Source organism: Nonomuraea sp. NPDC001636 (genome assembly GCF_040298265.1).
Lineage (GTDB): Bacteria > Actinomycetota > Actinomycetes > Streptosporangiales > Streptosporangiaceae > Nonomuraea.
On sequence record NZ_JBEOZT010000049.1, the window covers coordinates 24,531 to 48,884 of the forward strand.

The 24,354-nt window shown below is 69.1% G+C and carries 24 protein-coding genes and 1 pseudogene; 12 read left to right on the forward strand and 13 right to left on the reverse strand.

Going from position 1 to position 24,354, the window contains the following annotated elements:
- Positions 1-220 precede the first annotated feature (220 nt).
- Complete coding sequence (locus tag ABT158_RS48095; protein ID WP_352365712.1) at positions 221-1,441, reverse strand: IS110 family RNA-guided transposase; 1,221 nt, start codon at positions 1,439-1,441, stop codon at positions 221-223.
- Between the two features lie 369 nt (positions 1,442-1,810).
- On the opposite strand from ABT158_RS48095, the gene ABT158_RS48100 reads away from it, so the two are divergent.
- Complete coding sequence (locus ABT158_RS48100) at positions 1,811-2,620, forward strand: IS5 family transposase (protein ID WP_352365714.1); 810 nt, start codon at positions 1,811-1,813, stop codon at positions 2,618-2,620.
- 115 nt (positions 2,621-2,735) lie between these two features.
- On the opposite strand, the gene ABT158_RS48105 is transcribed toward ABT158_RS48100, so the two are convergent.
- A complete protein-coding gene (locus ABT158_RS48105; RefSeq protein ID WP_352365675.1) occupies positions 2,736-3,308 on the reverse strand; it encodes a TetR/AcrR family transcriptional regulator in 573 nt (190 codons plus the stop codon).
- A gap of 63 nt (positions 3,309-3,371) precedes the next feature.
- Between ABT158_RS48105 and ABT158_RS48110 the strand changes: the two genes are divergently transcribed.
- Together ABT158_RS48110 and ABT158_RS48115 are read left to right on the forward strand one after the other, a co-directional pair.
- The gene (locus ABT158_RS48110) at positions 3,372-4,367 is read left to right on the forward strand and encodes an SDR family NAD(P)-dependent oxidoreductase (protein ID WP_352365677.1); all 996 of its coding nucleotides are present in this window, start codon (positions 3,372-3,374) and stop codon (positions 4,365-4,367) included.
- A gap of 511 nt (positions 4,368-4,878) precedes the next feature.
- Complete coding sequence (locus tag ABT158_RS48115; RefSeq protein WP_352365679.1) at positions 4,879-6,201, forward strand: serine hydrolase domain-containing protein; 1,323 nt, start codon at positions 4,879-4,881, stop codon at positions 6,199-6,201.
- A gap of 204 nt (positions 6,202-6,405) precedes the next feature.
- Here ABT158_RS48115 and ABT158_RS48120 read toward each other — a convergent pair whose 3' ends face one another.
- The 6 genes from ABT158_RS48120 to ABT158_RS48145 form a co-directional block, all read right to left on the reverse strand.
- Positions 6,406-7,245, reverse strand: coding sequence for a hypothetical protein (locus ABT158_RS48120; RefSeq protein WP_352365681.1), 840 nt, complete (start codon positions 7,243-7,245; stop codon positions 6,406-6,408).
- Between the two features lie 39 nt (positions 7,246-7,284).
- Positions 7,285-7,902 carry a hypothetical protein gene (locus tag ABT158_RS48125; protein ID WP_352365683.1) on the reverse strand — a complete coding sequence of 206 codons (618 nt, stop codon included), beginning with the start codon at positions 7,900-7,902 and terminating at the stop codon, positions 7,285-7,287.
- A 425-nt stretch (positions 7,903-8,327) separates the two neighbouring features.
- Entirely contained in the window at positions 8,328-8,552 is a 225-nt protein-coding gene (locus ABT158_RS48130) for a LuxR C-terminal-related transcriptional regulator (protein WP_352365716.1), read from the reverse strand.
- Positions 8,468-8,797 carry a response regulator gene (locus ABT158_RS48135; RefSeq protein WP_352365685.1) on the reverse strand — a complete coding sequence of 110 codons (330 nt, stop codon included), beginning with the start codon at positions 8,795-8,797 and terminating at the stop codon, positions 8,468-8,470. Before ABT158_RS48135 ends, ABT158_RS48130 begins: the two co-directional genes overlap by 85 nt.
- Positions 8,798-9,495: 698 nt before the next feature.
- Entirely contained in the window at positions 9,496-10,254 is a 759-nt protein-coding gene (locus ABT158_RS48140) for a hypothetical protein (RefSeq protein WP_352365686.1), read from the reverse strand.
- 185 nt (positions 10,255-10,439) lie between these two features.
- Positions 10,440-10,832, reverse strand: coding sequence for a peptidase inhibitor family I36 protein (locus tag ABT158_RS48145; protein ID WP_352365688.1), 393 nt, complete (start codon positions 10,830-10,832; stop codon positions 10,440-10,442).
- A 582-nt stretch (positions 10,833-11,414) separates the two neighbouring features.
- Here ABT158_RS48145 and ABT158_RS48150 point away from each other — a divergent pair.
- Complete coding sequence (locus ABT158_RS48150) at positions 11,415-12,251, forward strand: transposase family protein (protein ID WP_352365718.1); 837 nt, start codon at positions 11,415-11,417, stop codon at positions 12,249-12,251.
- A gap of 54 nt (positions 12,252-12,305) precedes the next feature.
- On the forward strand, positions 12,306-12,776 hold the full coding sequence (locus ABT158_RS48155; protein ID WP_352365690.1) for a hypothetical protein: 471 nt from the start codon (positions 12,306-12,308) through the stop codon (positions 12,774-12,776).
- Positions 12,777-13,183: 407 nt separating this feature from the next.
- Here the strand turns inward: ABT158_RS48155 and ABT158_RS48160 are convergent, their stop codons facing one another.
- Together ABT158_RS48160 and ABT158_RS48165 are read right to left on the reverse strand one after the other, a co-directional pair.
- Positions 13,184-13,636: a DUF2690 domain-containing protein gene (locus tag ABT158_RS48160; RefSeq protein WP_352365691.1), complete on the reverse strand. Its 453-nt coding sequence runs from the start codon at positions 13,634-13,636 to the stop codon at positions 13,184-13,186.
- Positions 13,637-13,833: 197 nt separating this feature from the next.
- Complete coding sequence (locus tag ABT158_RS48165) at positions 13,834-14,148, reverse strand: ArsR/SmtB family transcription factor (protein ID WP_352365693.1); 315 nt, start codon at positions 14,146-14,148, stop codon at positions 13,834-13,836.
- A 633-nt stretch (positions 14,149-14,781) separates the two neighbouring features.
- Here ABT158_RS48165 and ABT158_RS48170 point away from each other — a divergent pair.
- Complete coding sequence (locus ABT158_RS48170) at positions 14,782-15,717, forward strand: transposase (RefSeq protein WP_352365695.1); 936 nt, start codon at positions 14,782-14,784, stop codon at positions 15,715-15,717.
- On the opposite strand, the gene ABT158_RS48175 is transcribed toward ABT158_RS48170, so the two are convergent.
- On the reverse strand, positions 15,655-16,011 hold the full coding sequence (locus tag ABT158_RS48175) for a DUF7134 domain-containing protein (RefSeq protein ID WP_352365697.1): 357 nt from the start codon (positions 16,009-16,011) through the stop codon (positions 15,655-15,657). The genes ABT158_RS48170 and ABT158_RS48175 overlap by 63 nt on opposite strands.
- A 715-nt stretch (positions 16,012-16,726) precedes the next feature.
- Positions 16,727-17,506 (reverse strand): annotated as a pseudogene (locus ABT158_RS48180) (IS5 family transposase).
- 272 nt (positions 17,507-17,778) lie between these two features.
- Here ABT158_RS48180 and ABT158_RS48185 point away from each other — a divergent pair.
- Complete coding sequence (locus ABT158_RS48185; protein WP_352365699.1) at positions 17,779-18,405, forward strand: DUF6518 family protein; 627 nt, start codon at positions 17,779-17,781, stop codon at positions 18,403-18,405.
- Between the two features lie 133 nt (positions 18,406-18,538).
- On the forward strand, positions 18,539-18,886 hold the full coding sequence (locus ABT158_RS48190) for a TetR family transcriptional regulator C-terminal domain-containing protein (protein WP_352365701.1): 348 nt from the start codon (positions 18,539-18,541) through the stop codon (positions 18,884-18,886).
- A gap of 402 nt (positions 18,887-19,288) precedes the next feature.
- Here the strand turns inward: ABT158_RS48190 and ABT158_RS48195 are convergent, their stop codons facing one another.
- A complete protein-coding gene (locus ABT158_RS48195) occupies positions 19,289-19,696 on the reverse strand; it encodes a MerR family transcriptional regulator (protein ID WP_352365720.1) in 408 nt (135 codons plus the stop codon).
- Between the two features lie 59 nt (positions 19,697-19,755).
- On the opposite strand from ABT158_RS48195, the gene ABT158_RS48200 reads away from it, so the two are divergent.
- The 4 genes from ABT158_RS48200 to ABT158_RS48215 form a co-directional block, all read left to right on the forward strand.
- Positions 19,756-20,463 (forward strand): SDR family oxidoreductase, encoded by a 708-nt coding sequence (locus ABT158_RS48200; protein ID WP_352365703.1) that lies wholly within the window; start codon positions 19,756-19,758, stop codon positions 20,461-20,463.
- 370 nt (positions 20,464-20,833) lie between these two features.
- The gene (locus ABT158_RS48205) at positions 20,834-21,427 is read left to right on the forward strand and encodes a winged helix-turn-helix domain-containing protein (RefSeq protein WP_352365705.1); all 594 of its coding nucleotides are present in this window, start codon (positions 20,834-20,836) and stop codon (positions 21,425-21,427) included.
- Positions 21,420-22,826 carry an MFS transporter gene (locus ABT158_RS48210; protein WP_352365707.1) on the forward strand — a complete coding sequence of 469 codons (1,407 nt, stop codon included), beginning with the start codon at positions 21,420-21,422 and terminating at the stop codon, positions 22,824-22,826. Before ABT158_RS48205 ends, ABT158_RS48210 begins: the two co-directional genes overlap by 8 nt.
- Before the next feature lie 140 nt (positions 22,827-22,966).
- Positions 22,967-24,354, forward strand: a 1,388-nt coding sequence (locus ABT158_RS48215; protein ID WP_352365708.1) for a sensor histidine kinase, incomplete at its 3' end; no start/stop codon positions are given.

Below are 24,354 nucleotides of genomic sequence, written 5' to 3' on the forward strand. Positions count from 1 at the left end.
CGGCATCGCGCCGCCTTGGCAGTGCAGCGCCAGGACGGCGACGGCGGCCAGCACCGCTCAGCTGCAGCTAGGTGGACTCGCCGAGCCGACGCGCCGCATGGATGCCCCCGTCGATGCCATGGCCGGCGACCGGTCGACGCGGCTCACCCGTCCGACCGGAAGAAGGCGTCAACTCCAGGTCCATGGCCAGTTCGGGTCAGACATCCCTGGACGTTTGTTGTCAAGCAGCGAGGTCGTTTGATCGGTGCGACCAGGCGGTTGCCTGGTCGTAGGGGCTGTGGGTTTTGAGGCAGCCGTGGAGGATGCCCACCAAGCGGTTGGCGACCTGGCGCAGGGCGGCGTTGTGGCTGATGTCGCGGGCTTTGATCTGGTCGTAGTAGGCGCGGACGGCAGAGTCGTGCAAGAGGGCGCAGGACGCTTGGAGGTGGAGGGCGTCCACGAGCCGGTCGTTGTGGACGAACCGCGCCTGGACCACTCGTGTCTTGCCCGATTGCCGGGTGATGGGTGAGGTCCCGGCATAGTTCTTGCGTGCCTTGGCCGAGGCGTAACGGTCCTTGGCATCTCCGAACTCGGCGAGCACCCGGGCGCCGAGAACGACGCCGATGCCGGGCTGGCTGAGGATGACCTCAGCGTCCGGGTGCCGGCCAAAATGGGCCTCGACCTGCCCTTGGAGGGTCTTGATCTCCTGATTGAGGACAGCGATGATCGCAACCAGCGACTTCACGGTAGAGGCGTAGGCGGTCGTGACGAGCGGCACCTGGCCCAGGTGCTCGCCGCGTAGGACCTCCTGGACCGCCTGCGCCTTGGCGGGGATGTCACGGCGGCCCTTCAACGTTCCCGAGATCTGGCCGAGCGTCAGCTTCACCGCAGCCTCGGGGGAAGGAGCCATGGCCAGCAGCTTCAAGACCGCATCCGAGGTGAGGCCGAGGGGCTTGTAGGCCTCCAGCGCGGCAGGGAAGTAATCCCTCAGCGCCACCCGCAGGCGCAGCATGTGGCGGGTCCGTTCCCACAGCAGCGCCTGATGAGCACGGGTGACGACCTTGACCGCCTCGGCGATCTCGGAGTCCCCGGCCACCTGGCGTAGCTGATGCCCTCGGGTGCGGATCATGTCCGCGAGCGCGTGGGCGTCACCCTTGTCGCTCTTGGCGCCCGAGGAGCCAAGGATCTCGCGATGCCGAGCAGCCTGCTTGGGATCGACCCCGAACACCCGGTATCCCGCCGCGACCAGCGCCCGCACCCACGGGCCCCGGTCGACCTCGATACACACCAGCACCTGGGACGGGTCGGCGTCCTCGGCAACGACCCGGCCGACAACGTCGTGAAACCGAGTGATCCCAGCCATGCCCTCGGGCAGCCGCAACCGCTTCAGCACCTTGCCGGACTCGTCCTGGACCTCGACATCGTGGTGGTCCTCGGCCCAGTCATCTCCAACGAACAACACCACGACCTCCACCATCGACAACAGGACACGGAAGCCCGCAGGAGCCAGTCGGCGGACTAATGGACCAGTGCTCACGCCAGACGATCGGCGGGCACGACATCCCATCAGCGATCAAAGACTCCTGACCACCGGTGAGGGCACGATCTGACCCTAGGACTCGAAGTCCGGTCGACGAGAGTGCTCACTCACCAGCGGCTACCAGGCACCGAGTCTGCCAGCGAGGCCGACCCGGTAGGTCCCATTAGACGTCGGGAATCTTGGCCAGGAGCCGGCGGACGCTGTTGTCGCCCCCGAGTTCGGGAAAGTGCGCCATGGCCTGGTCGCAGAATTCGAGGAGCCTGGCCTTGGTGATTTGGTCGGGCAGGACGTATTCGAAGGTGGGGCCGATCTGAAGGCCCTGATGGTCACCGGCCGCCCAATGGCGGCCGCCCCGAGAAGCATCATCGCCGGGACGTGTTCGATGCGATCAGGTACGTCACTGACAACGCAACGAAATGGAGGGCATTACCTGCGGATTTTCCACCTTTCCAAACTGTGTTCGGGTTGTTCAGCCGCTGGACGCGCGCCGGAGTCTTCAACCGGATCCGTGATGAGGTCCGGCGCGCCATCCGGCTGCGTGCGGGCCGGTGCCCCAACCCGGTCGCCGGCGTTATCGACTCCCAGTCGGTGCGTGCTGCGGCCACGGTCACCGGCCGTTCACGCTCCTACGACGCCGGAAAACGGGTGGGAGGCAGGAAGCGTCACCTGGTCGTGGACATGTTCGGCCTGATGGTGATGGTGATGGTGACCCCGGCCGGGCAGCCGGACCACGACGCCGCCCGGGAGATGCTGGCCCGATTGCGGATGCTGCACCCGCAACTCAGTCTGATCTGGGGCGACAGCGCCTATGCCGGGACGCTGGTCGAGTGGGCCCGCCGTTTCCTGCGCCTCACCTTGAAGATCGTGACTAAACGGCCTGGTCAGACGGGGTTCAAAGTGCTCGCGCGACGATGGATCGTCGAAAGGTCCCTGTCCTGGCTGATGAACGCCCGTCGCAACGTGGTCGACTTCGAACGCAAACTGTCGCACAGCGAGGCCCACCTGGCAGTTGCCGCGATCACGCTCATGACCAGGCGGCTGACCAGGAAGAGGCCATCCGCCTGGACCCGGAAGCCAGCTTCTGCGCCGCAGGCCGCCTGAACGTGCCGCCCGCAGGTCCGTGCCCGGATCGCCAAGACATCGGGCAAGAAAGGGCCGCTAAGCTCACGCTGAAGCCGCTGCGACCGCTGTCGTCGCGCGACTTGGGCATGCCTCTTCAGCGCAGCAGGAGATCGATGGCCATCTCCAGTCGTTCGAGGTAGACCTCCCGTGATGCGACCTGATGCTTGAGGCCGATCGATGCGCTGATCATTGTCTGCGCGACAGGAAGAGCGTCCTCTCGTCCTGACTCGGTGGCGATCGCGTCTGTGATGAGTTCCTCGAAACGTCGCCGCGGGCTCTCGATGATCGCCCCGAGGAGGTCGGGATTGTCCTCGATGACCATCGCGACATCGCTCGTCAGCGGGCCGATGTAGCGGCCCGCCCACTGATCGAACGCTTCGACGAGACGCTCTGGAAGGGGTCGGCCGATGTCGGCCAGGACATATTGGACCGCTGTGATATCGCGGTTCAAGGCATGGCTGACCGCAGCACGGAACAGCGTCTCCTTCGAGGAGAAGAGGAAATAGAGCCCGGGCCGGGAGATGCGTGCCGCCCGCGCTACCTCCTCCATGGAGGTCTTCCGATAACCGAATCGCGCGAACGTGACCATCGCGGAGTCCAGAACCATGATCCGACGGTCGGTATCGGCGACTGTCGGCGACGGGTGACCGACCTCGGGACTGCTCATGAAACGAGCATACGAGCGGGCGACGAACTATACAAATCATGTCTTGTATGTATAGTGGCCGCCGTGACCAGCCGCAAACTCATCTCCACGCCCTTCACCTCCTCCAGCACCGCGGACGAGGTGCTGCGGGACGTTGACCTCACCGGCGTCCGCGCGATCGTGACCGGAGGTTCTTCCGGAATCGGCACCGAGACCGCTCGTGCGCTGACCTCTGCCGGAGCGGAAGTAACGCTCGCTGTCCGAAACACAACCGCGGGTGACGCCTTCGCCGAGACGATCGCGAAGTCGACCGGAGGGATCCGGCCCCGAGTCGTCCCTCTGGACCTCGCCGACAGGAGCACCGTCACCCGATTCGTCGACGCGTGGAACGGTCCGCTTCACCTGCTGATCAACAACGCGGGCGTGGTCACCGGTGGCCTCGAACGAACCCGTGAGGGATGGGAGCTGCAATTCGCGACGAACCATCTCGGCCACTTCGCCCTGGCCACCGGCCTGCACGACGCCCTGGCCCTGGGAGCGATGGACCGTGACGGAGCACGGATCGTCTCGGTCAGTTCGACCGCGCACATGCGTTCCGGCATCGACTTCGACGACCTCCACTTCGCCCGTCGCAGCTACGACCCGCAGATCGCCTACGCCCAATCGAAGACGGCGAACTCTCTCTTCGCCGTCGAGGCGACCCGCCTCTGGGCCTCCGACGGCATCATCGCCAATGCGGTGAACCCCGGCGGTGTCGCGACGGGACTACAGCGCAACTTCACAGCGCAGCAGAAGGCATCGCTCGACGCGGCCGAGGCCGCTGGAATCTTCACCTACAAAACGGTCGAGCAGGGAGCCGCCACCAGCATCGTCGCGGCCGTCGCCCCGGAGTTCGCGAACTCCGGAGGCCACTACCTCGACGATTCACAAGAGGCTTACACCGTGCCGGACGATGCCGACCTCGCGCAGCACCCGCACGGCGTCAAGGAATGGGCGCTCGACCCCACTGCCGCCATGCGCCTCTGGACCGTCTCGACCGACCTGCTCCGCCTGACCTCTCGACGCCGCAGCAAGCGATAGGGAGTCAGCCTGCGCAGCCTCAGAACACACAGTCAGCAGGCCGGACAGCCGCTAACTGGCCGCTTTGTCCCGTTCCTCGGCCGCGCGGTCACGTCGTTGGGCAGCCTCATCCCGGCCCGCCGCCACACGGACTCGCTCCTGGGTTTGCCGATCACGGTGCTGCGCGGCTCGATCGCGCCAGTCGGATCGTTCGGCCGTTGCCCTTGAGCGTCACTCATCAGCATCTCCGCCAAAGACCATCGCCTGAGGTAATCGTCGTGAGCCGTCCTTCTAACCGGCCATCGTCCGACGACGCGGGCCTCCACCGCTACGACGGCACCCGGCCCACGCGAGCGGGGCACCCACTCCAAGGTCACTTAAGGGGATCAAAGACGCCCTCTTAACGGCACCCAGGATGCATGACCGGAGACGGCTGGCCAGCGGTGGCGTCCCTGACTCCTGGACGAACAGCGCGACGGAAATGGTGCGGGCGGACGAAGCCCCCCGCTCTCGCTGTCGGCAGGATGAACGGATGGCTGACCTTTACCCTCTGCAGAGCCTGCTCGACAGCAAGGTGAAATCCCTCCATGTCCCCGGTGCCGCCGTCGGCGTGCTTTTCGATGGCGCGGACCACGTCCTCACCACCGGCGTCACCAGCGTCGACGCGCCGGCCCCCGTGACGGGCGACACGCTGTTCCAGATCGGGTCGACCACCAAGACGATCACGGCGACAGCGATCATGCACCTCGTCGAGCGCGGTCGGCTCGACCTGGACGGGCGCGTGCGCCAGTATCTGCCCGGCTTCCAGCTCGCCGACGAGCGGGCCGCCGATGAGCTGACTATCCGGCACCTGCTCACCCACACCGGCGGATTCCTTGGCGATATCGACGACGGCGAGAGCTGGGACACCGGCGCGCTGGCCGCCTCGATCGGTACCTACGACCAGCTGCCCCAGCTCTTCCCGCCCGACGCGCTCGCCTCCTACAACAACGCCGGGTTCAGGCTGCTCGGCAGGGTCATCGAGGTCGTGTGCGGCGAGCCGTACGAGAGCGCGGTCAGTCGGATCGTGCTCGAACCCCTGGGCATGAGCTCCAGCTTCTTCTTCCCCTGGGAGGTCGCGACGCGGTCGCACGCCGTCGGGCACGCCGTCGGAGAGGACGGCCCGCAGGTCGCGCACACGTGGGGGCTGTTTCGCGAAGGCATGCCCGAGGGCGGGCTGGTGTCGTCGGTGCGCGACCAGCTCCGCTATGCCGCCTTCCACCTGGGTGCGAGCGGCGAGGAGCCGGTCGGAGCCGCCACCAGGGAGCTGATGCAGGCGGAGCACGTCCGGGTCGGCGTGCCGTGGACCGGCATCGGGCTGCCGTGGCTGCTGGATGAGCAGGCGGGCGTGCGACTGGTCACGCACGGCGGCAACATCGGTAACCTGCAGCTGTCCACGTTCGTGCTGGTGCCCGAGCGCGGCTTCGCCGTCACCACGCTCACCAACTCCGCGCCCGGCAAGGTGCTGGGCAAGCTGGTGACCGACTGGTGCCTGGAGCATCTGCTCGACGCCAAGCCGCAGGCCGTACGGCTGGCGCTGCGCGAACCCGCGCCGGAGTACGCGGGCAGCTACGACGCGGGGCAGTGGACCTTCGAGGTCGACGAGGATCTGACGGCGCGATTCGTGCTGCGACCCGAACTGGTGGCCGCGGGTGTGGAGGGCATGCCCGACATGCCGCTCGCGCTGGTCGAGGGCTGCGACGACGTGACGATCGCCGCCGACCCGCAGCGTGCCGTCGGCCGCTTCCTGCGAGACGACGCGGGTGAGGTCGCGTTCCTGCACCTGGGCGGTAGGGCGGCCAGGCGGATCCGCTGAATCGGCCTGCCGTCAACGAAGCTGCCACCGGGCACATCCGATCGTATCGAGCCTGGTCAACAGCTCCCCGCTGCTGAGCGGAAGACCCGGCGGAACGGGGGCCCTATCCGGTATCGCCGTGCCCACCACCTGACCTGCCCCAGGAGTCGGCCTGTCGTTAAGGAAGCTGTCACCAAGTACATGCGAGCGCGTTCGCCCTGTTCATTAGGCCCTTTGCGGAGCTTCTCCCGGATCTTTCGCGGTTTCCCGGACGTATCCAATCAGGTGCGGTAGGCATTGATCCGAATCTCGGGGGTTGTGGACCTGTCGGCAGCCCCTGAGAAGAAGGCTCGAGCCGGGCAGCCAGCCGAGCTCGTCGAGGCTCGGCGCGGCCAGCGCGATCGCGCCTTCACCGAATCGCTCGGAGGGCGGGAAGTGGGTGGTGGACATCGACATCGTGTCGTACGGGTTGCCCACATCCGTGGGGCGCTGGTTCAGGAACATCGACGGCCTGTGGTTCAGCCCGTTGAGCCGCCCGAACTCGAAGGCGGCGCGGTTCAGCGTCCAGGCCGTGGAGTCCAGGACGATGGTTCTGTCTTCCCGTGCGTTGTACGAGGCGCGCCCGATTCCGCCTTCGGCGGTGTTGATGATGACGAACAGCGCGCTGCCGGGCGGCCGGGTCCACCCTTGGCTCTGCGCGCTCTGCACGCAGTCCTTCGGCTTGTTCCTGGGATACCAGCCCTCGGCGCTCCACTGCGCGTAGGTCTTGGGGATGGTGTACCAGCCGTGGACCTCGCTGCCTTCCAGGGCGGCCCGGCCGCGCGACTGCTCGGCGACGAAGTCGGCCAAGCCGCCCTTGCCGAGGCCTTCGGTGGTGAGCAGGTCTTTGAAGAACTGCGCGGCCTTGGGCTCCTCAGGCCTATCGAGGAACTTGCACAACAGAACCGAGACCGGCCACTTGGCCTGCACCGGCCTGGCCGCGGCCGGCGCGGTCGGCAGCAGCGCGACAGTGGCCAAGGCGGCCAGCAGTGTCACTGCCGACCGGCGGGCACCAGGGTAGAACATGACTCTCCATTTCCTCTGATTCCAGACGATCAGATCGGCTCAGAGCGTGGGGCGGACGGCGAGGCGCAGGCCCAGGTGGGCGTGCGCGCCGAGCAGCAGCGCGGCGCTGGCATACACCGAAACGTCGGAGCCGCCGAGGGTCTGCGCCAGGACGGTCACCGGGAACCACAGGCCGGCGAGCAGGGGCAGCCAGCGGACCGCTCCCCGCAGGCGGCCCCGGATCGCGACGGCGATCCCGAGGGCGAGCATGCCGAGCTGGCTGAGCGGCCAGCAGGCGTCCAGGATCAGCAGCGGCAGCGGGAACTCGTCGTAGGTGGCGTAGCCGAAGGACAGCGCGTTGGTCACAAACGCGCCTACCAGCAGCGCCATCAGGCCCATCGGGATCGCGCGGGTCCATCCGTCCCCGGCGGAGCGCGTGACGCGCATGGTCCACACGAATGCGAACAGTCCGGCGACGAACACCATGCCGGTGACGGTGTCGAGCGTCTGGACGCCTTCCTGAACTCGGTCGCCGACGATCACGGTGCCGGCGCCCCAGGCGACGGCTCCGGCGGCCAGCAGGAGACCGGAGATCCTGACCTGGGCCGGGTTCGAAGGGGGGTGGGCCACGACGGGCTCGTGCGGGTCGACGTTGCTGGGCACGATGCGGCTGGACATGATGCTCCTCGGGGCGCGGGTCGGTGGCAGCACTTTCCCGCCGGAGCGCCCCGGGCGCCCAGGGAGTACGGCCACGCTTACGGCCCTGGATCGGCCCGGCCCGATCAGGGACCGCTGTCCCGGTCGGGCGAGGACATCGCAGCCCGGCGCAGAGGAAGGGGGATCGGGGTCCTGTCACCTCGGATCAGGATCGCGCACTCGGCTCCATACCGAGGGACTCGGGTTGGAGAAGCGGGCCGACTACGCGGGCCGCGACGGGCGATTCCTCTGTCGGTCATCGCCTTCACCATCGCCGACGGTCGGATCACCGGCATCCACATCGTTGTCGACCCAGCTGACTCGCCTCGATCGACCTACCCGCCACGATCTGAGCAGGGTGTCGTCGTCGGTCGCACATCATCGCGGGCCGACCAGCCGTCACCCCTTCATGGGCCGAGGCCGGCGTCGCGGGCCTGGATGATCGCCTGGGCGCGGTCGGCGACCTGGAGCTTGGCGAAGACGTTGGAGACGTTGTTGCGCACGGTCTTGGGGGACAGTGACAGCCGCTCGGCGATCTGCCGGTTGGTCAGGCCGGCCGCGATGAGGTCGAGGGTTGCTGGAAGGGCTCCTCGCGGGGCGGCCGGGTGGTGGCGAGCCGGGCGAAGTAGCAGGTCACACGTTCGGCCAGCGCGGGGCCGAAGATGACCTCGCCGGTGGCCACCGCGGTGATGGCGCGCAGAATCTCGGTCTGGTCGGCCCCCTTGAGCACGTAGCCGCGAGCCCCGGCGAGCATGGCGGCGAAGACGCTCTCGTCGTCCTCGTGCATCGTGAGCACCAGGACGTGGGTGCCGGGGCAGGCGGCGACGATGCGCTCGGTCGCCTGCACGCCGTCCAGGCGGGGCATCCGCAGGTCCATCACGACGACCTGGGGCCGTAGCCGGGCGGCCTCGGCCATCCCCGTCGGCGGCGGTGCCCACCACCTCGGCCTCGCCGGTGGAGTGCAGCATCAGGCGCAGCCCGTCGCGGTAGACCGGGTGGTCGTCGGCCAGCAGCACGCGAGGCGTCACGGGGCCGTCACCACCCGCGCGGGTAGGACGGCGCGGACCCGGGTGCCGCCGTCGCGGGCGGTCTCGACGACGCACCGGCGGCCTGGATGCAGATCTGACCGCCTTCACCGACAAGGGCATGGCCAGGCTGGCGCGCGCAGCAGGGCGTACGCGCGGCCGACCCCACGCTCGACGACGACGTGCGCGCCGCACAGGAACCGGCGATGTCCTGTCACAAGGACCAGCCCGGCACCGCGCATCCGATGCGGTTGTGCGCCGGCTGGCTGGCCGTGGTCGCGCCCGCACCACATTCCGACCCGGATGAGACTGATCACCGGCGAGCGTGGCCAAACTGCCGTGCGAGCCCCACATGGCGATCGAGCAGGGGGCACAGGGCGAGGCGGGATGACGCGGCCCCGCCGAGCCCGCCGGCCGAGACATATCCCCGCCGAGCACGAGTTCAACGACTACGCTTGCCCAACCGCACCACCCCACCCGCCAGCGACGAAAGGCAATGTTGATGGGCGGAGACGTGGTGGTGTGGTCTCGCGTTCTGACTGAAGGAGTGTCAGCCGTTGCCGATGATGCGGCGGGCGGCGCGTAGTTCGGCGTCGCGGGCGTCGCGGAAGCGGTCGAAGTCTCCGCGGTGGGCGGCAATGGCGTCGAGCTGTACGGCCTTGTCGGCGGCGGACCAGGCGGCGACCAGGCCGGTCGTCTGTTTGCAATCGACGTCGGCTACGGCTACGGCGATCTCTCGTGGCGAGGTCAGGTCGGATTTCATCCAGGCCGGATCGCCGGCGGCGGCCAGGGGCGTGTGGTAGGTGAACCCCTTGCCGCTCATGCACCTGCTCCACGCCTTGAACGCCGCCATGACGGCGGGCATCCGCTGGGAAGCTTTGAACGTGCTGCCGATGTAGCTGTTCAACTTCTGCTGATCGAGCGCCGGTACGCCCTCGGCCACCTGCAGGCGAGCGGTGTGCCGGCAGCCGCCCTGGCCGTCCGGCCCGAACGCCGTGCGGCTCTGGGCGGGGGGCAGTGCCTCGCGTCGTCGCCACACCTGTTCGCGGGCCTGCTGGTCAGGGGCCAGGGGTGGCAGGTGGTAGCCGTACCGCTCGGCGACCTGGGGCTCGATCACGCCGTAGCGTCTGCGGTGCATGGGGTCGCTGTCGGTGGAGGCGGGCGGCGGCAGCATCTCCCAGTCGAGGTTGGCGGCCCGCATGCAGGCGCGAGTGAGCAGGTCCTCGGCGTACTCGATCGTCTGGATGTCGAGCCGGGACAGGGTGAAGGCGTCGAAAGGGACAGTGAGGCCGCGGGCCTCGGCGCTCACGGGGGGAGCTTCCGGTACGGGGACCTTTGGCGGGTGCGCGCACCCGGCCAGGAAGACGAGGCCGGCTGTGGCCACGAGCCGCCCCGCGCGGGGCGGCCGGGCGGGGCGGCGGCGAGCGGCTGGAGGAAAGAGATTCGGCATGGTGTGCCTCCTCGTTGCGCTGCGGGCCGCCGCCCTGCGGCTTGCTAGACCACGAAACGGACGGAGCTGGCGACGTTGTCGAAGTTGGAGGGGTTGTGGCTGTTGTGGGTGAGGTCGCTGTCCTCGGAGTGGGCGAGTGCGGAGTAGGCGGCGCCGGAGTAGTTGGCGTCGGAGTACATCACCGCGCGCTGGTCGCCCTGGTTCCTGAACGAGCTGATGTTGTCGTTGATGCTCGCCCCGGTGCCGGACCAGTAGTTGTTGATGAAGTTGGCGTCGTTACCTGTGAGATGTGCCGAGCGGCCCTCGAAGTCGTCGTGCTCGTACACCGAGAGCGAGCGGGGCGCGGACGCCGCCGCGTCTGCCGGGGGTCCTGCCGCGAGTAGCCCGGAGATCCCGAGCAGCGTGGCGCCTACAGCCGTCACGAACCTGTGCTTCATACGCACTCCCTGGGGTGGGGCGCCCGCTGGTCGCCGGAGGCGCCGCGATGGTGTCGTCCTCGTCGTCCGATCTTCGCGAGGGGAGGGGCGTCGGCGAAGGTACCCGCTCTCATCGCTATGAGTGTTCTTATGGTAACGGAAAGTAGCGGCTAAGTGGTGGCGATGTCCGTACGTGGGGTCCGGCCGGAGTGCGCCAGAAACAGGGGTCCCGGTAGCAATGGCGGAAAATCCAACGAATTTGGCTCCGACCTGCGGTTCCTTCGCAGCAGGCTAGACGGTCCAGGCTGTGCAGGTCAGGCCCTACCTCGTTGGAGTCACGGCCGAAACTACGAGAACCCCCACGAGCTCCTTCTCATCGAGGCTCTGCGCGAGTGGGTGGAGCCCCCGAATTACTCACATGCTCGGCGAGTTGATCCAGTGAGGTGATCTCAGCGAAATAAGTCGGACGATGGGGGATGTTCGGGGCGCCCGTGCTGGCGCTTCGGGCCTTTCGGGAGAAGTCGTCGAAGGCCGTGGATGGACGTGGAGCCTCCGGTAGATGAGTTCTCACCACAAGAAAGCACAACCGCCGAAAGGCTCCACGTGATTGCTCATCGTGCCACGCTCGACGTCTCCCGCGCGCTGATTCACCACGTCGCCCGGTCACTACGGGACGAACGACGGCGGGTGGGCACTCCCAAGGGCAGCCGTGCTCTGACCACGTTCTGGCAAGCGGTGCTTGTCCTGCGCTGGTTCCGGGGCGAGCACGACATCCCCAAACTCGGGCGCGATCATCGCATCTCCCGAGCCACGGCCTACCGCTACATCGCGGAGGGGATCGAAGTCCTGGCAGCTCAGGCCCCTGATCTGCACGAGGCGCCGGCCCGCGCCCACACCGAAGGGCTGGCGTACGTGATCCTGGACGGCACCCTGATCCCCACCGATCGCTGCGCTGAGCAGATCATCAGCGTCAAGGGTGAACTCATCGACGCCTGGTACTCCGGTAAGGCCCATCAGCATGCTGGCAACCTCCAGGCATTGTCGGCACCCGGTGGCTTGCCGTTGTGGATCGCTGAGGTCGAGCCCGGCTCCGTGCACGACCTGACCGCCGCCCGCACACACATGCTGGGCGCGTTGCACGCCGCTGCCGCAGCCGGCCTGCCGGCTCTTGCCGACAGCGGCTATGACGGCGCCGGAATCGGCATTCATACGCCGATCAGGCAGCCTGATGGGAACCAGATCCTCAGCCCGGACAACCGCACCTTCAACCGGCTTCTACGCGCCCTGCGCTGTCTCGGCGAACGCGGATTCGCCCTGCTCAAAGGCCGCTGGCGGACCCTCCAGCACATCACCGCCAGCCCCAGCAGAATCGGCGACATCGCACGCGCGGCACTCGTCCTCACCCATTTCGAGCACGATTACCTGCCGGCAATTGGCTGAGATCAGGCCGGCATCGTCGTCGCCGTCGCATGCCTGATCGCGGCGACGCTGCTCATGCCCACGAAGCACAAGCGCGCCGCGGCCGAAGTCCTCAAGGAAACCAAGAGATTCCCGGCCGAGACGGACGTGGAGGTTCAGGGCAGCGACACCGTGTTGGTGATCAGCCGCAGGCGGTCACTGTGGGGACCGCTCACGATCGTCATGAAGTACTCCGACAAGGAGTGGGACGAGGCGTTCGACGAGATCGCGCAGGACCCAGGCATCTCGACCGTACCTGTCACGAGCTACATGATCTTCCGATGGGGAGCGGTGCGACTGACAGACACCATCACGGTGATGTCCTCGCATGCGCGCCTTCCCCGAACCGGCCAGAAGCAGCCGACGAGGTGGAGCAGATACCGCAGACAGGCTCGGGAGGAGTGGTTTCAAGCCAAGACGGGGCAGTCGAGGGTGACCGAGACGGAGTTGCAATTTCTCACTGAAGCGCTGCGACGGGGGACAGCCCGCTCAACGGAGAGCGGATAGACGCTACGCCACGCCACGAGCGGAGCTGGTCAGCCGTCACGCCGCACATGGGGCTCACCGAACACGCCGGACACGTGCCTACGAGTCTTGAGGTCCCGCTAGAGCGTGTACGGAGCGCCACCACCCACGACCGGGAGTTCGCCGCCGGGGCGCGGGCCGCGCTGCTGCCGCACCGGGGGCGGTGGGCGGTGTCCTACCTACGGCTGGGACATCAGCCGGGGGAATGACAGGCGTAGGAGACCGGCGGTGCCGAGCGCGGTCGAAGATGCGTACGACCCTAGTCGATCCGCGACCGGAGGATCCACGTACGCCTGCACGGCAGGCCATTTCAAAGGACACGAAGGGCAGCGGGAGCGACCACCGTAGGGCTGCGACCGGTAGGCCGCGACCCTACGTGGATGACGAGGTTACCGGCAGGCCTTGCTGGTGGACCCGCTGCCGTTCTGGCCGCCACGGCCGCCGTTCCACTGCACGGCGGCGCCACCCCAGGCGCACATGTTGTTGGCCCAGAGCATGTTGCCCCAGTGGCGGCCGCCGTTGCCGGCGTGGAACGCGAACCGGTCACTCCGTCCGTCGGCGGTGTAGATGTTGATGCTCCCCGTGGCGGAGGACGCCGTGGAGATCTCGGTCCAGTTCGTCTTGCACTTGCCCGACCACATGAGCTTGATGGTCCCGACCTTGCCGTTGATCCGGCTGTTGATCGCGGCGGTCTTCACCACACGGGCGGAGTTTCCGCAGCCCGACTTGTAGGGGTCCTGGTGGTCGTACGGCTTGGCGGCAGCCTGGGCGCTGGCGGGGGACACCGCGACGAGCGCCGCTGCCAGCGCGCCGATCGCGGTCGCCACGACTCGAACCCTCACGAAGAACCGACTCCTTCTGTCAACGAATAGAACTGATCCGGAACCCTAGCGAAGATCAGCTCCGCACGGTCAAGGATCTGTGATTCATCTAACGCCGCCTGCGCCGCCGCAACAACCCGTGAGGCGTACCGTTCGGTCAGCGCGTAACCGGCCCACGGGGTCCTCGACCACACTTGTCCGGCCGGTCCCCTCCGAGGTCAGTGAGCGCAGGTGATGATCGTCTCGGCCAGGTCGCGCAGCGGGACCAGCAGTTCCGGGTACGCGGCGGCGTTGAGCTCGTACAGGCGCTGGGCGCCCCTGCGCCGTACCGTCAGCAGGCCGGCCTCGCGCAGAACCTTCAGGTGGTGGGAGATCGCGGGCTGGGACAGGCCGAGACGTCCGGCGATGTCGCCGACGCTGCGCGGCGCGGCCGACTCCAGCAGGAAGACGATGACGTCCTGCCGTCGTTCGTCGCCCAGTCCGGTCAGCAGCGGCCTGGTCCGCGCGAACAGCCGCGCGACATCCTGGCTCACGGGTTCAGCCCTTCCCGCAGCGCCTTCAGGTGCCGGACCGGCAGGCCGCGTCCGGCGCCTCACACGAGTGGATGAACATAGCCGGCCAGCCGGCCCGCCCGCAGTACGCCAAGGACCTCGGCCTCGCGCTCACCAGCTTCGAGGAATGGGCTCGGCAGCACCTGCGGCCCGCGGCTTGACACAGATGGGGCGGCCGGACCGGCTGCTCGGCGTCATCCCGGACCTGGTCCTCATCCCTGCCCCGACCATCGCCTTGCTGATCTCAGCTGTCAAGATGGCCCGCCACGCCTGACTGCTGCGCACCTGCTTGCCTTACATCCCTGACACTCCTTGAAGCAGCTGACCGGCTATTTCGCTCGTCAACCAAGGTCACCATCGAAGACGGGGCAGTCGAGGGTCATCGAGGCGGAGTTGCGCCTTTTCGCTGAAGCGCTGCGACGGGAGACGGCCCGCTCCAGGGAGAGCGGATAGGCGCTACGCCACGTCAAGAGCGGAGCTGGTCAGCCGTCATGCAGCACGAGGGGCCTATCGCACACACCAGACACCTGCCTCCGAGTGGAGGGGCCGCTAGATCGCTGATGTGAAATTCGGTGATCGGCTGCGAGCGTGACGAAGGGCGTCCATGGTCGGTGTGTGAAGACTGACCTAGACGCCCTTCTGATCGCACTCTATGTGTATCTGGACGATCACGTGATGCCCTCGCGGGAACGACCTCGCCGGCGGGGCCGTCCTCCGGTGCTGACAGCCGCCGAGGCGGTGGTCGTGGCGGTGGCCCAGGTGCTGCTGCGATGCGATCAGGAGCGGTACTGGTTACGGACAGCGGCGGCCCGGATCGGTCATCTGTTCCCGCGGCTGCCCTCCCAGGCCGTCTACAACCGGCAGTTACGGGATCTGGGACCGCAGATGTCGGCGGCGGCGTTGTGGATCTCCCGCCAGATCCCGACCTGGCATGAACCACTCAGGCTGATGGACGGCACCCCGGTCCGCTGCGGCGCCTCACGGGTGAGGGTCAACCGGTCAAGCCTGGGCGAGATCGCCGGATACGGCATGGACAAGTCCCACCATGCCTTCTACTGGGGCGCCAAGCTGATGTTGATCACCACTGCCGACGGCGCGGTGACCGCTTTCAGCCTGGCTCATCCCGAAGAACTCGACGAACGCACGCAGGCTCTGCACCTGCTGCACGTCCACCAGGTCGCGCCTGGACCGTGCCCGATCGTGTGCGACAAGGGTTTCGCCGGCGCCGGCATCGAGGCGGCCGCCGCTGACCTGGGCCGTCCATTGATCCGGCCGGCCCGTCAGGACGAACCCGCGTCTGCTGTGCCGTTCCCCGGCTGGCTACGCCAACGCATCGAAGCGATCATCTGGACGTTGAAGAACCAGCTCGGCCTCGAACGCCACGATGCCCGCACCACCGACGGCCTTTGGGCGCGGGTCAGCCAACGCGTCCTCGCCCTCAACGCCGCGATCTGGCACAACTGGAACACCGGCGCCCCCGTGAAACGGTCATTGACCGCTGCTTTGATCTGCTGCAGCCCAGATGTCCCACCGGCCGCCGAGCAACCATAGGGTCCACACCAGCGTCAGGACGGCCGCCGGGAACCGCCGCCGCAGCGCGAGACTGGCGTAGACCAGCAGATCAGCCCAGAACGACACCGGAAAGGCAGGGAACCCGGTCCCGGCGTGGTCGTAGTAGGGCCCTTCGACCAGCAGGAAGCCGCAGGCCAGCACGGCCAGCAGCCCGTCGGTGACCTGCGGGTGGTCGTTCCACCATCTGCCGAGGCGACCCATGAGGACATGACGGTGCGGGGTGCTGCCCTCATCGGCGGCGCGCCGGGCCACCAGTGCTTCCACATGAGCCATCGGCCCACCCTGCCCCGCGAGCCGGCCGACCCGGTTACATCCGGTTGAACGACACCTGAACTCCCGCCCGCCTCGACGGGTCCGGCGGACGGGTCCATCACCTGGAGCGGGACCACCACGCAGTGGCGCGACTCCCACGGCACCGGGGCCGGGCGGGAGATCGACGCGCTGCCGGCCGCCCACGCGGCGGACCCGCCGTGGGGCCATCGCATCTGCGCTGAGACCGAGGTCGGCCCCGGCACCGTGTACCCGATCCTGGAACGTCTGGAACAGGACCGGCTGGATCACCGGTCAGTGGGAGCCGGGCACACCACAGGCGCGGCGGCCGGCAGATGTACGCCGAGGCGCTGGTTGTCAGTAAGAGCCTGCTGACAAAGGCTTGAGTGTTGGCGGGCATGGGCCCGTAGAGAGCTGGTCCACTCTTGTTGATGTAGCCCTGGTAGGACCATTGGGACAGCTGGACGCGGAAGCTGTTGACGTTCTCGATGCCGAGGATGGCGGCCAGTTCGCTTCCTCGCCAGGCTCGCCACGGCTGCGCGGCCAGGAGTTGCAGAACCTTGCCGCGCCGGTCGGAGCTGGACAAGACCGGCAGCGGCGGCGGGTCGCTCCAGCGGCCAGGGGGCGGCAGGCCGGCCAGTTCGCGCGTCAGGCGGCGGGTCATCTGGTGCACGGTGGCCCATCAGATCAGGGCTTCATGATGGTCGGGTCTGCGTTCTTAGATGCGCACCAGGCGGCGGTAGCGGATCAGCCAGGCGCATGTCCGCTCCACCGCCCACCTGCGGGGGAGCACCACGAAGCCGCGCACGTCGTCGCTGCGCTTGACGATCGTGACGGCCAGGCCGAGGACCTGCCTGGCCCAGGTGACCAGCCGTCCGGCGTAGCCGCCGTCGGCCCAGACCAGGCCGATGGTGGAGAACTACTCGCGCAGCAGTGCCAGGACCGGATGCGCGCCGTCGCGGTCTTGCACGGACGCGGCGGTGACCATCACGCACAACAGCAGCCCGAGGATGTCCACCACGACGTGCCGTTTCTGCCCCTTGATCTTCTTGCCCGCGTCGTACCCGCAGGCCGCCGCGCCGACGGTCTCGGCCGCCCGGACCGTCTGGGAGTCCACGCAACCGGCCGTCGGCAGCTCGCCCCGTCCAGCCAGAACCCGCAACCGACCGCGCAGCCTCCCGGCCAGCAGTTCGGGCAGACCACGCCGCGACCAGCGCACGAAGAACGCATACACCGCCTCATGCGGCGGGAAGTCGACCGGCAGGGCCCGCCACTCGATCCCGTACCGGGTCACGTAGCCGATCGCAGCCAGCACCGCTCGCAGGTCATGCACCATCGGCCGGCCCGCGACCGCGACCAGTTCGGCCATCACCGCCCGCCCCTCGGGCTCCAGCGCCGACCATTCGGCATCGGTCAGATCCGACGGGTATGCCGGTTTCCGGCCGCGACATGCGCATCCCGGTGAAGCGCAACCGCTGGCGTTCACGGCCGCGGACATGTAGACAGACAACCACGGGCTCCTGGCCGCTGAGCTGCTTAGACACCATCTCAGCTACCGGGAGCCCGCTCCTGTTCACCGGTCAACAGCCCAATCATGACCACACCCCGGCACTCATCTGACCCGAGCCCCGACACCAAATCCCTTTGTCAGCAGGCTCTAAGGGATCTCGCGGTGACGACGTGATCACTGACTAGGCACATCATGCATAGCTCGCATATATAGTTGCGCCCGCCGGTATCCAGCGAGGGAAGACAGGGGGGATCTTCCTGATGAGCAGCCGCTTCGGGTCGATCGCAAAACTCAGCGGTTGGTGGACATCCGCACTGCTGGCGGGCCTGGGATTCGGTGTTGTCACCAACCTTGCCCAGGGCTGGCTTCCAGGCGCCTGGAACCAGGTCGCCAACTCCGGTGCTGTCTGGTGTGTCCCGGCGTTCGTCGTCGGCGCCCTGCTTGCCGGCTGGGCGTCAGCGCGGTCGGCGGCCGTCGCCGGCCTGTGCGCCTCGATCGGTCTGGTCGTCGGGTATTACGGGTACGCGGAGTTCGGCCGTGACGGCATGGGCAGCTTCGCCTATCCGCTGGTGTGGCTGGTGATGGCGGTCATCAGCGGCTCGTTGTTCGGTGTGGCCGGGCTGTGGTGGCGGAACGGACGCACCATCCGTAACCGTGTCATCGGGCTCGCCGCGCTGGGAGGTGTCTTCGGGATGGAAGGCATCTTGTACGCCTTCGTCCTGCATTACGCCCCGCAGGCATGGGTCTGTCTGGCCGTCCTGGTCCTTGTGCCGCTGGTGCTGGCACGTCGGCAAAGAGAGCGGATGCCGACCCTGCTGACGGCCCTGGCCCTCGCGCCTCTGGCGTACCTGGTCATCGGACTCCCACTCCAGTTCGTGACGGTATGAGGTGGATCGCAGACCGCAGGCACAGTGAGGCCGGTCTCCTGGCCGACCTCGCGCCTCATGTGGCGAGGGGTTCTTGAGGGAGCCGCCTCTACCACCTGGGCCACGGGAGGCACGTGTCGCCGAGCGCTCAGGGGTGCCCAAGGCGACGCTCTCCGAGCTGTTCCCGACCAAGGCCGAGCTCTTCGAGGCAACGGTGCTCGCGGCAGGCGGATCGCCGGCTCCGGAACCGGTCGAGATCCCGGCCGGCGACCTCTCTGCGGGCTTGGTGATGGGCTTCGGCACGCTGCCTGTGCTGCAGGCGCCAGGGGGCTATCGGCGGGAAGCACACTCCGCGGGAAGCGCCGACATCGACGATCCGGAGCTGGCATCCGCACAGTTCCTCGGCATGATCGTGTGCGCGACGAAGCGGCCCGAACGATCGCCGCGCGCTTCGCAACACCCTGACGTGATCATCCGCGTTCGGGGCAGTGCCCAACCGTAGGCGTACAGCCCCTCCTCGCCCGGCACCGCGCCATGCTGGAGCAGAGTGCTGCCGCCGCCGACAGCGCCGGCACGGCCGAGCGCAAGGCGCACCGGGTGCACGCCGCTCGCGTCGCAGCCGCCGGAGTAACCGTCCCACCAGCGTTGTCGCGGCGGCGGGCGCCGCTCATCCCCGTACGACCGGACCAACCTGGAGTCGGGCGACGCAGCCGGTCACCGCTGTGACCTGTGGGAACGCTCTACGTCAGGGCTGGTGGCACGGACCCGAGCGGAGGGCCTGAAAGTCCCAAAGCTCGCGAACCGACGGGATGTTGTTGCTCTGCGGTGGTCGTCAGGGGCGCTCGGGCATTCTCTGCGTTACGTGCCGCGGTCTTGAGCTCGGAGTCCGACCCAGCCGTGGCGATCACGGCGTCGCGGAGTGGCTCGTCTCTGCGGCGACGTCCTGGTCCGCGATCCACATGCAGCCGCTGTCGGGGCTTCCGGAGAGCCGGATGACCGCGTCCAGGCGGTCACGCGTACGGGTCAACGCGGCGATCTGGGCATCGATGCGACTACGCTCGGCGGCGAGCCGGGCACGTGACTCCGGGGTGTTGACCTTGGCCTCGACGCAGGGCAGCAGTTCGGCGATGGTCCGGCTGGACAGACCGGCCGCGTAGAGCATCTGGATCAGCTGGACACGGTCGGCCGCCGACTCGGGGTAGTGGCGCTGCCCGGAGCCGCTCCGGTACGCGTCCAACAGTCCCTGCTCCTCGTAGTAGCGCAGGGCCCGCACGCTGACGCCCGACCGTGCCGCCAACTCGCCGATGCGCACCGTGACCTCCATCACAAGACTTGCCTCTGACGTCAACGTCAGGTTTTAGCTTATGCGGCATGCAGATAAACGGAGCACATGTGCTGGTGACCGGGGCCAACCGCGGCCTCGGACGGCAATTCATCCTGTCTCTCCTCGACCGCGGCGCAGGCAAGGTGTACGCCACTGCCCGCCGCCCGGAGCTCATCGACGTACCGGGGGTCGTCCCGCTGCGCCTCGACATCACGGATCCGGCATCGGTCGCCGCCGCGGCGGCAGCGGCACCCGATGTCAAGATCGTCATCAACAATGCGGGAATCTCGACCGGGGCGAATCTGGTCAGCGGGGACCTGGACACGATTCGCCGCGAGATGGACACCCACTTCTATGGCACCCTCAACGTGATCCGTGCCTTCGCGCCCCAGCTGGCCGACGGCGCGATCCTCAACGTCCTGTCCGCGATCTCGTGGCTCGCCTACGACGGCGCAGGCGCATACCACGCCGCGAAGGCCGCCGAGTGGGCGCTCACCAACAGCACACGGTTGGAGCTGGCCCCCCAGCGCACCCTGGTGACGGGCCTGCACCTGGGCGCCGCGGACACCGACATGATGGCCTGGTACGACGGCGACAAGAGCGCCCCCGAGGTGATCGTCGCGGCGGCCCTCGACGGTATCGAGGCGCACCGGCCCGAGGTGCTCGCCGACGACTGGAGCCGCCAGGTGAAGGCATGGCTGTCCGAGGACCCGAATGTCATCTACCGGGAAGCGGCGGCCGCCCTCACAGCCTGACCTGCTGCCCCCGTAGGTCACCGCACTCGCGGCCGTGACTTGATGCGCCGCCGGCGAACGGTGGTGCTCGGCCACCTCGGCCCGCCCGGACCGGGGCCGGATCCACGGCACCGCCGGATGCCCCTCGACGGGCCAGCTGAGCTGCCAGTCGACCGGCTCGGCGAACAACTCCGCCGTCCGCTCGGGACCGCCCGCGCCGATCCGCCGCAACAACTCCTGCGCGATGTCCCGCGTGTCCCTCTCCATGCCCGCAGTCCTGAGGCCCGCCTGGACGCCATCGATCACCCGGCAGGTAACCCCCGGCGGCATCCCGGCGGCATTCCAAAGGAATCCTTGACATCGCGGGTGCGGGTGGCGGAACATTCCAAGCATGTCTTTGGAATCTGCGGGGCGGCGGCTGGTGCTCGATGACCCGGCCGCGATGCGGGCGTTCGCCCATCCGGTCCGGCTGGCGCTGCACGAGCTGCTGTTGCGGTCGGGGGCGACCACCGCCGCCGACGCCGCCCGCGAGGTCGGGATCAGCCAGGCGCTGGCCTCCTACCACCTGCGGCAGCTGGCCAAATACGGCCTGGTGGAGCAGGCCGAGGCGCGCGACGAGCGGGAGCGGCCCTGGAAGGTGACCGCGAGCGTCCAGGTGTGGGATGACGACGTCACCGGGTCCGAGCGGTCGGCCGCCCGCAGTCTGCTGGAGCAGGTCCTGGCCGAGCGGGCGCTGTCGCGGCTGGTGGAGTGGCAGGAGGCGCGGCGGGGCGAGGAGGAGCCCTGGCGGGGCGTCGGCGGCATCGGCAACACCTACCTCTACGTCACCCCGCAGGAGATCACGGCGCTCGGCGAGGCCGTCGCCGACCTGCTGCGGCCGCTGATGGCCCGCGTGGACGACGCGGCGGCCCGTCCCGAAGGGGCCCGGCCCGTGCTGGTGACGCAGATGGTGATCCCGCTCGCCCCGACGGCCTCCGGTGACTGAGCGACGCTCCGCGGCCGCGGAGACCGGCCGGTCCGGTGGGCGAACGGCCGAGGAGCCGCCGGGCCAGGAGGGTGCGGCTCGTCAATGGCCGGCGCGGGACGGCGGCCTGCGGTGGTGGCCGACGCGGCAGGCCGGCCTGCGGTGGTGGCCGGTGCGGGGCGGTGGCGGGTGGGTCTCGCCCGGCGGCGGGCGGGGGTTCGGGCGGTTTCTGGTCGCGTCCGTCGTGTCCCAGACGGGCGACTGGGTGATCAGCACTGGGCTGGCGTTCCACGTCTACCGCCTGACCGGCTCCACGCTGTCCACCGCGATCATGCTGCTGGTCTCCCGGCTGCCCGACGTCCTGCTCGGGTCCGTGGCCGGGGTGCTGGCCGACCGCTGGGACCGCCGCCGGTTGCTGGTCGTCACCGACGTGCTGCTCGGGCTCGGGTTGCTGCCCCTGCTGGCGGTACGCGGCCCCGCCCAGGTCTGGATCGTCTATGCGGTCGCCCTGTGGACCGGCGTGCTCGGCACCCTGCTGGCCCCGGCGCAACGGGCGCTCGTCCCGCAACTCGTGCCCGCTTCCGGGCTGGTCCGGGCGAACGCCCTGCACGGTCAGAGCGGCCAGCTCGCCCGGCTGCTGGGGGCCATGCTGGGCGGCGTCGCCGTCACGGCCGGTGGGCTGCCCGCGATCGTCCTGCTCGACGTGGCCAGCTTCGCGATCTCCGCGGTCCTGCAGGCGACCCTGCGCGTCCCGGCCAGGTCGCCGGTCGTGGCGCGGGCGCCGTCCGTCCGCGCCCAGTGGGCCTCCGGGGTGCGGTCAGCCATGGGGAATCCTGGCATCCGGTTGCTGGTCGCGTACATGGTGATCACGGGGCTGGGCGAGGGGATCTTCGCCACGCTCGCCGCCCCCTTCGTGGCCGACGTGCTGGGCGGCCAGGGCGACGCGTACGGGCTGTTCCTGTCGGTGCAGGCGGTCGGCGGGCTGGTCGGCGGGCTGGCCGTGGCCCTGCACCGGCGCGACCCCGCGCCACGGGTGCTCCTCGGCTGGGGCACGGTCGCGTTCGGCCTGCTCGACCTGGCGCTGTTCGCCTACCCCCTCGCCCTCGACGCGTTGTGGCCCGCCCTCGTCCTGATCGCGCTGGCCGGGCTCCCGGCGGCGGCGGCGATGGCCGGGTTCGCGACACTGGCCCAGACGGCCACCGCCGACGAGCGCCGGGGCGGCCTCATCGGGCTGCTCGCGAGCGCCCAGGCCGTCACCTCGCTGCTCGGCATGGCAGCTGCCGGGGTGCTGGGGGAGGTCGTCGGCATCGTCCCCGCGTTGTGCCTGCACGCGGCGGGGCTCGTCACCGCGGGCGTGCTCGTGCTGACGAACCGCTCACCCCACCCGCGGCGCGCCGCTTCCGGCCGGAGTCAACCATGACGTTTGTCATGGAGGCGTCTCTGACGGTCGGCACTACACCCGGCGCCGCCACTCCCGGCAGGCTGGTCCCATGCTGAAACTCAAGGACGGCGGCCCCCGGCGGTCGCCGCGCCGGCCGCCGGGCGTTACCGTCGGGCCCTGTGACGGGTGACGCGGCGGTGGGGGAGGTGGAGTTCAGCCGGGGCCGGACGGCGGCGCGCGCCGGGTCGTGCGGGTGGCTGCTGCTGGCGGTGTGGCCGCTGTGGTCGTTCTTCTCCTCGCGTCCCGGCGTGCTCGCCGTGGTGTGGGTGGTCGCGGCGGTCGCGGTCTTCGTGGCGTGCTGGCTGCGGATCATGTGGCGGGCGCTCAGCGCCCTGGGCGCGGCGACGCTGACCTGGGCGCCGGTGGGGCTGGTGGCCGCCGCGCTGGCGCTGCTGCCGGTGCTGCGGGCGCCGTGGGCGTACGTCGGGTTCGTGTTCGTGGTCAGCGCCCTGTCGGCGTGCCTCTCGCGGGTCGCCTTCGTCGTTTCGGCGGCGGTGACGATGGTCGTGGTGGTGGCCGCGCTGACGGCGTACGGGCGGCCGTTCGAGCAGGTCTGGTGGGTCCCGCTGGTGATCCTGGTCGAGGCGGTGACGGTGGCGAGCCTGAAGCACCTGGGCGAGATGGTCGCCCGGCTCGACGCCGCCCGCGCCCACGTCGCCCGGCTCGCCGTGGACAACGAACGCCTGCGCTTCGCCCGCGACCTGCACGACACGCTCGGCCACACGCTCACCTCGATCACCATCAGGAGCCAGCTCGCCGCCCGGCTGGCCCGTACCGACCCGGAACGGGCCGCCCGCGAGATGGCCGACGTGGAACGCGCCGCCCGCCAGGCGCTCGACGAGGTGCGCCACGCCGTCGCCGGCTACCGCGCCCCTTCTCTGTCGGGCGAGCTGCGCACGGCGGCCCACAGCCTGGACCTGGCCGGGATCCGGCTGGAGGTCTCGCCCGCCGCCGGGCCCGTCCCGGCCGCCGCCGAGACGCTGCTGGCCTGGACCGTACGGGAGGCCGCCACGAACGTCGTGCGCCACAGCCGCGCCCGCCACTGCCGCATCGACCTCGCCGTCGACGACCACACCGCCACCGTCGACATCCGCGACGACGGCCCCGGCCCCGAATCCGCCGGAGACGCGGTCAACGGCCCCGGCACCGAATCCGCCGGAGACGCGGTCAACGTCCCCCGCACTGGACCCGTCGGGGACGCGGTCAACGGCCCCGGCACCGGACCCGTCGGGGACGTGCCCCGCGGCCCGGGCACCCGGTCCGTCGGAGACGCGGTCAACGGCGACGACACCCCCGACCCCGGAGCTGAAGGGCTCGGGACCAGCGCCGAGGCGGCCGGCCCCGCAGCCTTCAGGGGCCCGGCCGACGGAGGCAGTGCCGCCAGCCCCGCAGCCGCCGGGGGCGAGGCCGGAGCCGAAGGGGGCAGGGCCGAAGGGGGCAGGGCCGAAGGGGGCAGGGCCGAAGGGGGCAGGGCCGAAGGGGGCAGGGCCGAAGGGGGCAGGGCCGA

Excerpts from the sequence above, each read along its gene's own strand:
- ABT158_RS48105 (WP_352365675.1), bottom strand. The coding sequence starts at position 3,308 with ATGAGCAGTCCCGAGGTCGGTCACCCGTCGCCGACAGTCGCCGATACC.
- ABT158_RS48115 (WP_352365679.1), top strand. The coding sequence starts at position 4,879 with ATGGCTGACCTTTACCCTCTGCAGAGCCTGCTCGACAGCAAGGTGAAA.
- ABT158_RS48120 (WP_352365681.1), bottom strand. The coding sequence starts at position 7,245 with ATGTTCTACCCTGGTGCCCGCCGGTCGGCAGTGACACTGCTGGCCGCC.
- ABT158_RS48125 (WP_352365683.1), bottom strand. The coding sequence starts at position 7,902 with ATGTCCAGCCGCATCGTGCCCAGCAACGTCGACCCGCACGAGCCCGTC.
- ABT158_RS48135 (WP_352365685.1), bottom strand. The coding sequence starts at position 8,797 with ATGGACCTGCGGATGCCCCGCCTGGACGGCGTGCAGGCGACCGAGCGC.
- ABT158_RS48145 (WP_352365688.1), bottom strand. The coding sequence starts at position 10,832 with ATGAAGCACAGGTTCGTGACGGCTGTAGGCGCCACGCTGCTCGGGATC.
- ABT158_RS48155 (WP_352365690.1), top strand. The coding sequence starts at position 12,306 with ATGCCCACGAAGCACAAGCGCGCCGCGGCCGAAGTCCTCAAGGAAACC.
- ABT158_RS48175 (WP_352365697.1), bottom strand. The coding sequence starts at position 16,011 with ATGGCTCATGTGGAAGCACTGGTGGCCCGGCGCGCCGCCGATGAGGGC.
- ABT158_RS48185 (WP_352365699.1), top strand. The coding sequence starts at position 17,779 with ATGAGCAGCCGCTTCGGGTCGATCGCAAAACTCAGCGGTTGGTGGACA.
- ABT158_RS48200 (WP_352365703.1), top strand. The coding sequence starts at position 19,756 with ATGCAGATAAACGGAGCACATGTGCTGGTGACCGGGGCCAACCGCGGC.
- ABT158_RS48205 (WP_352365705.1), top strand. The coding sequence starts at position 20,834 with ATGTCTTTGGAATCTGCGGGGCGGCGGCTGGTGCTCGATGACCCGGCC.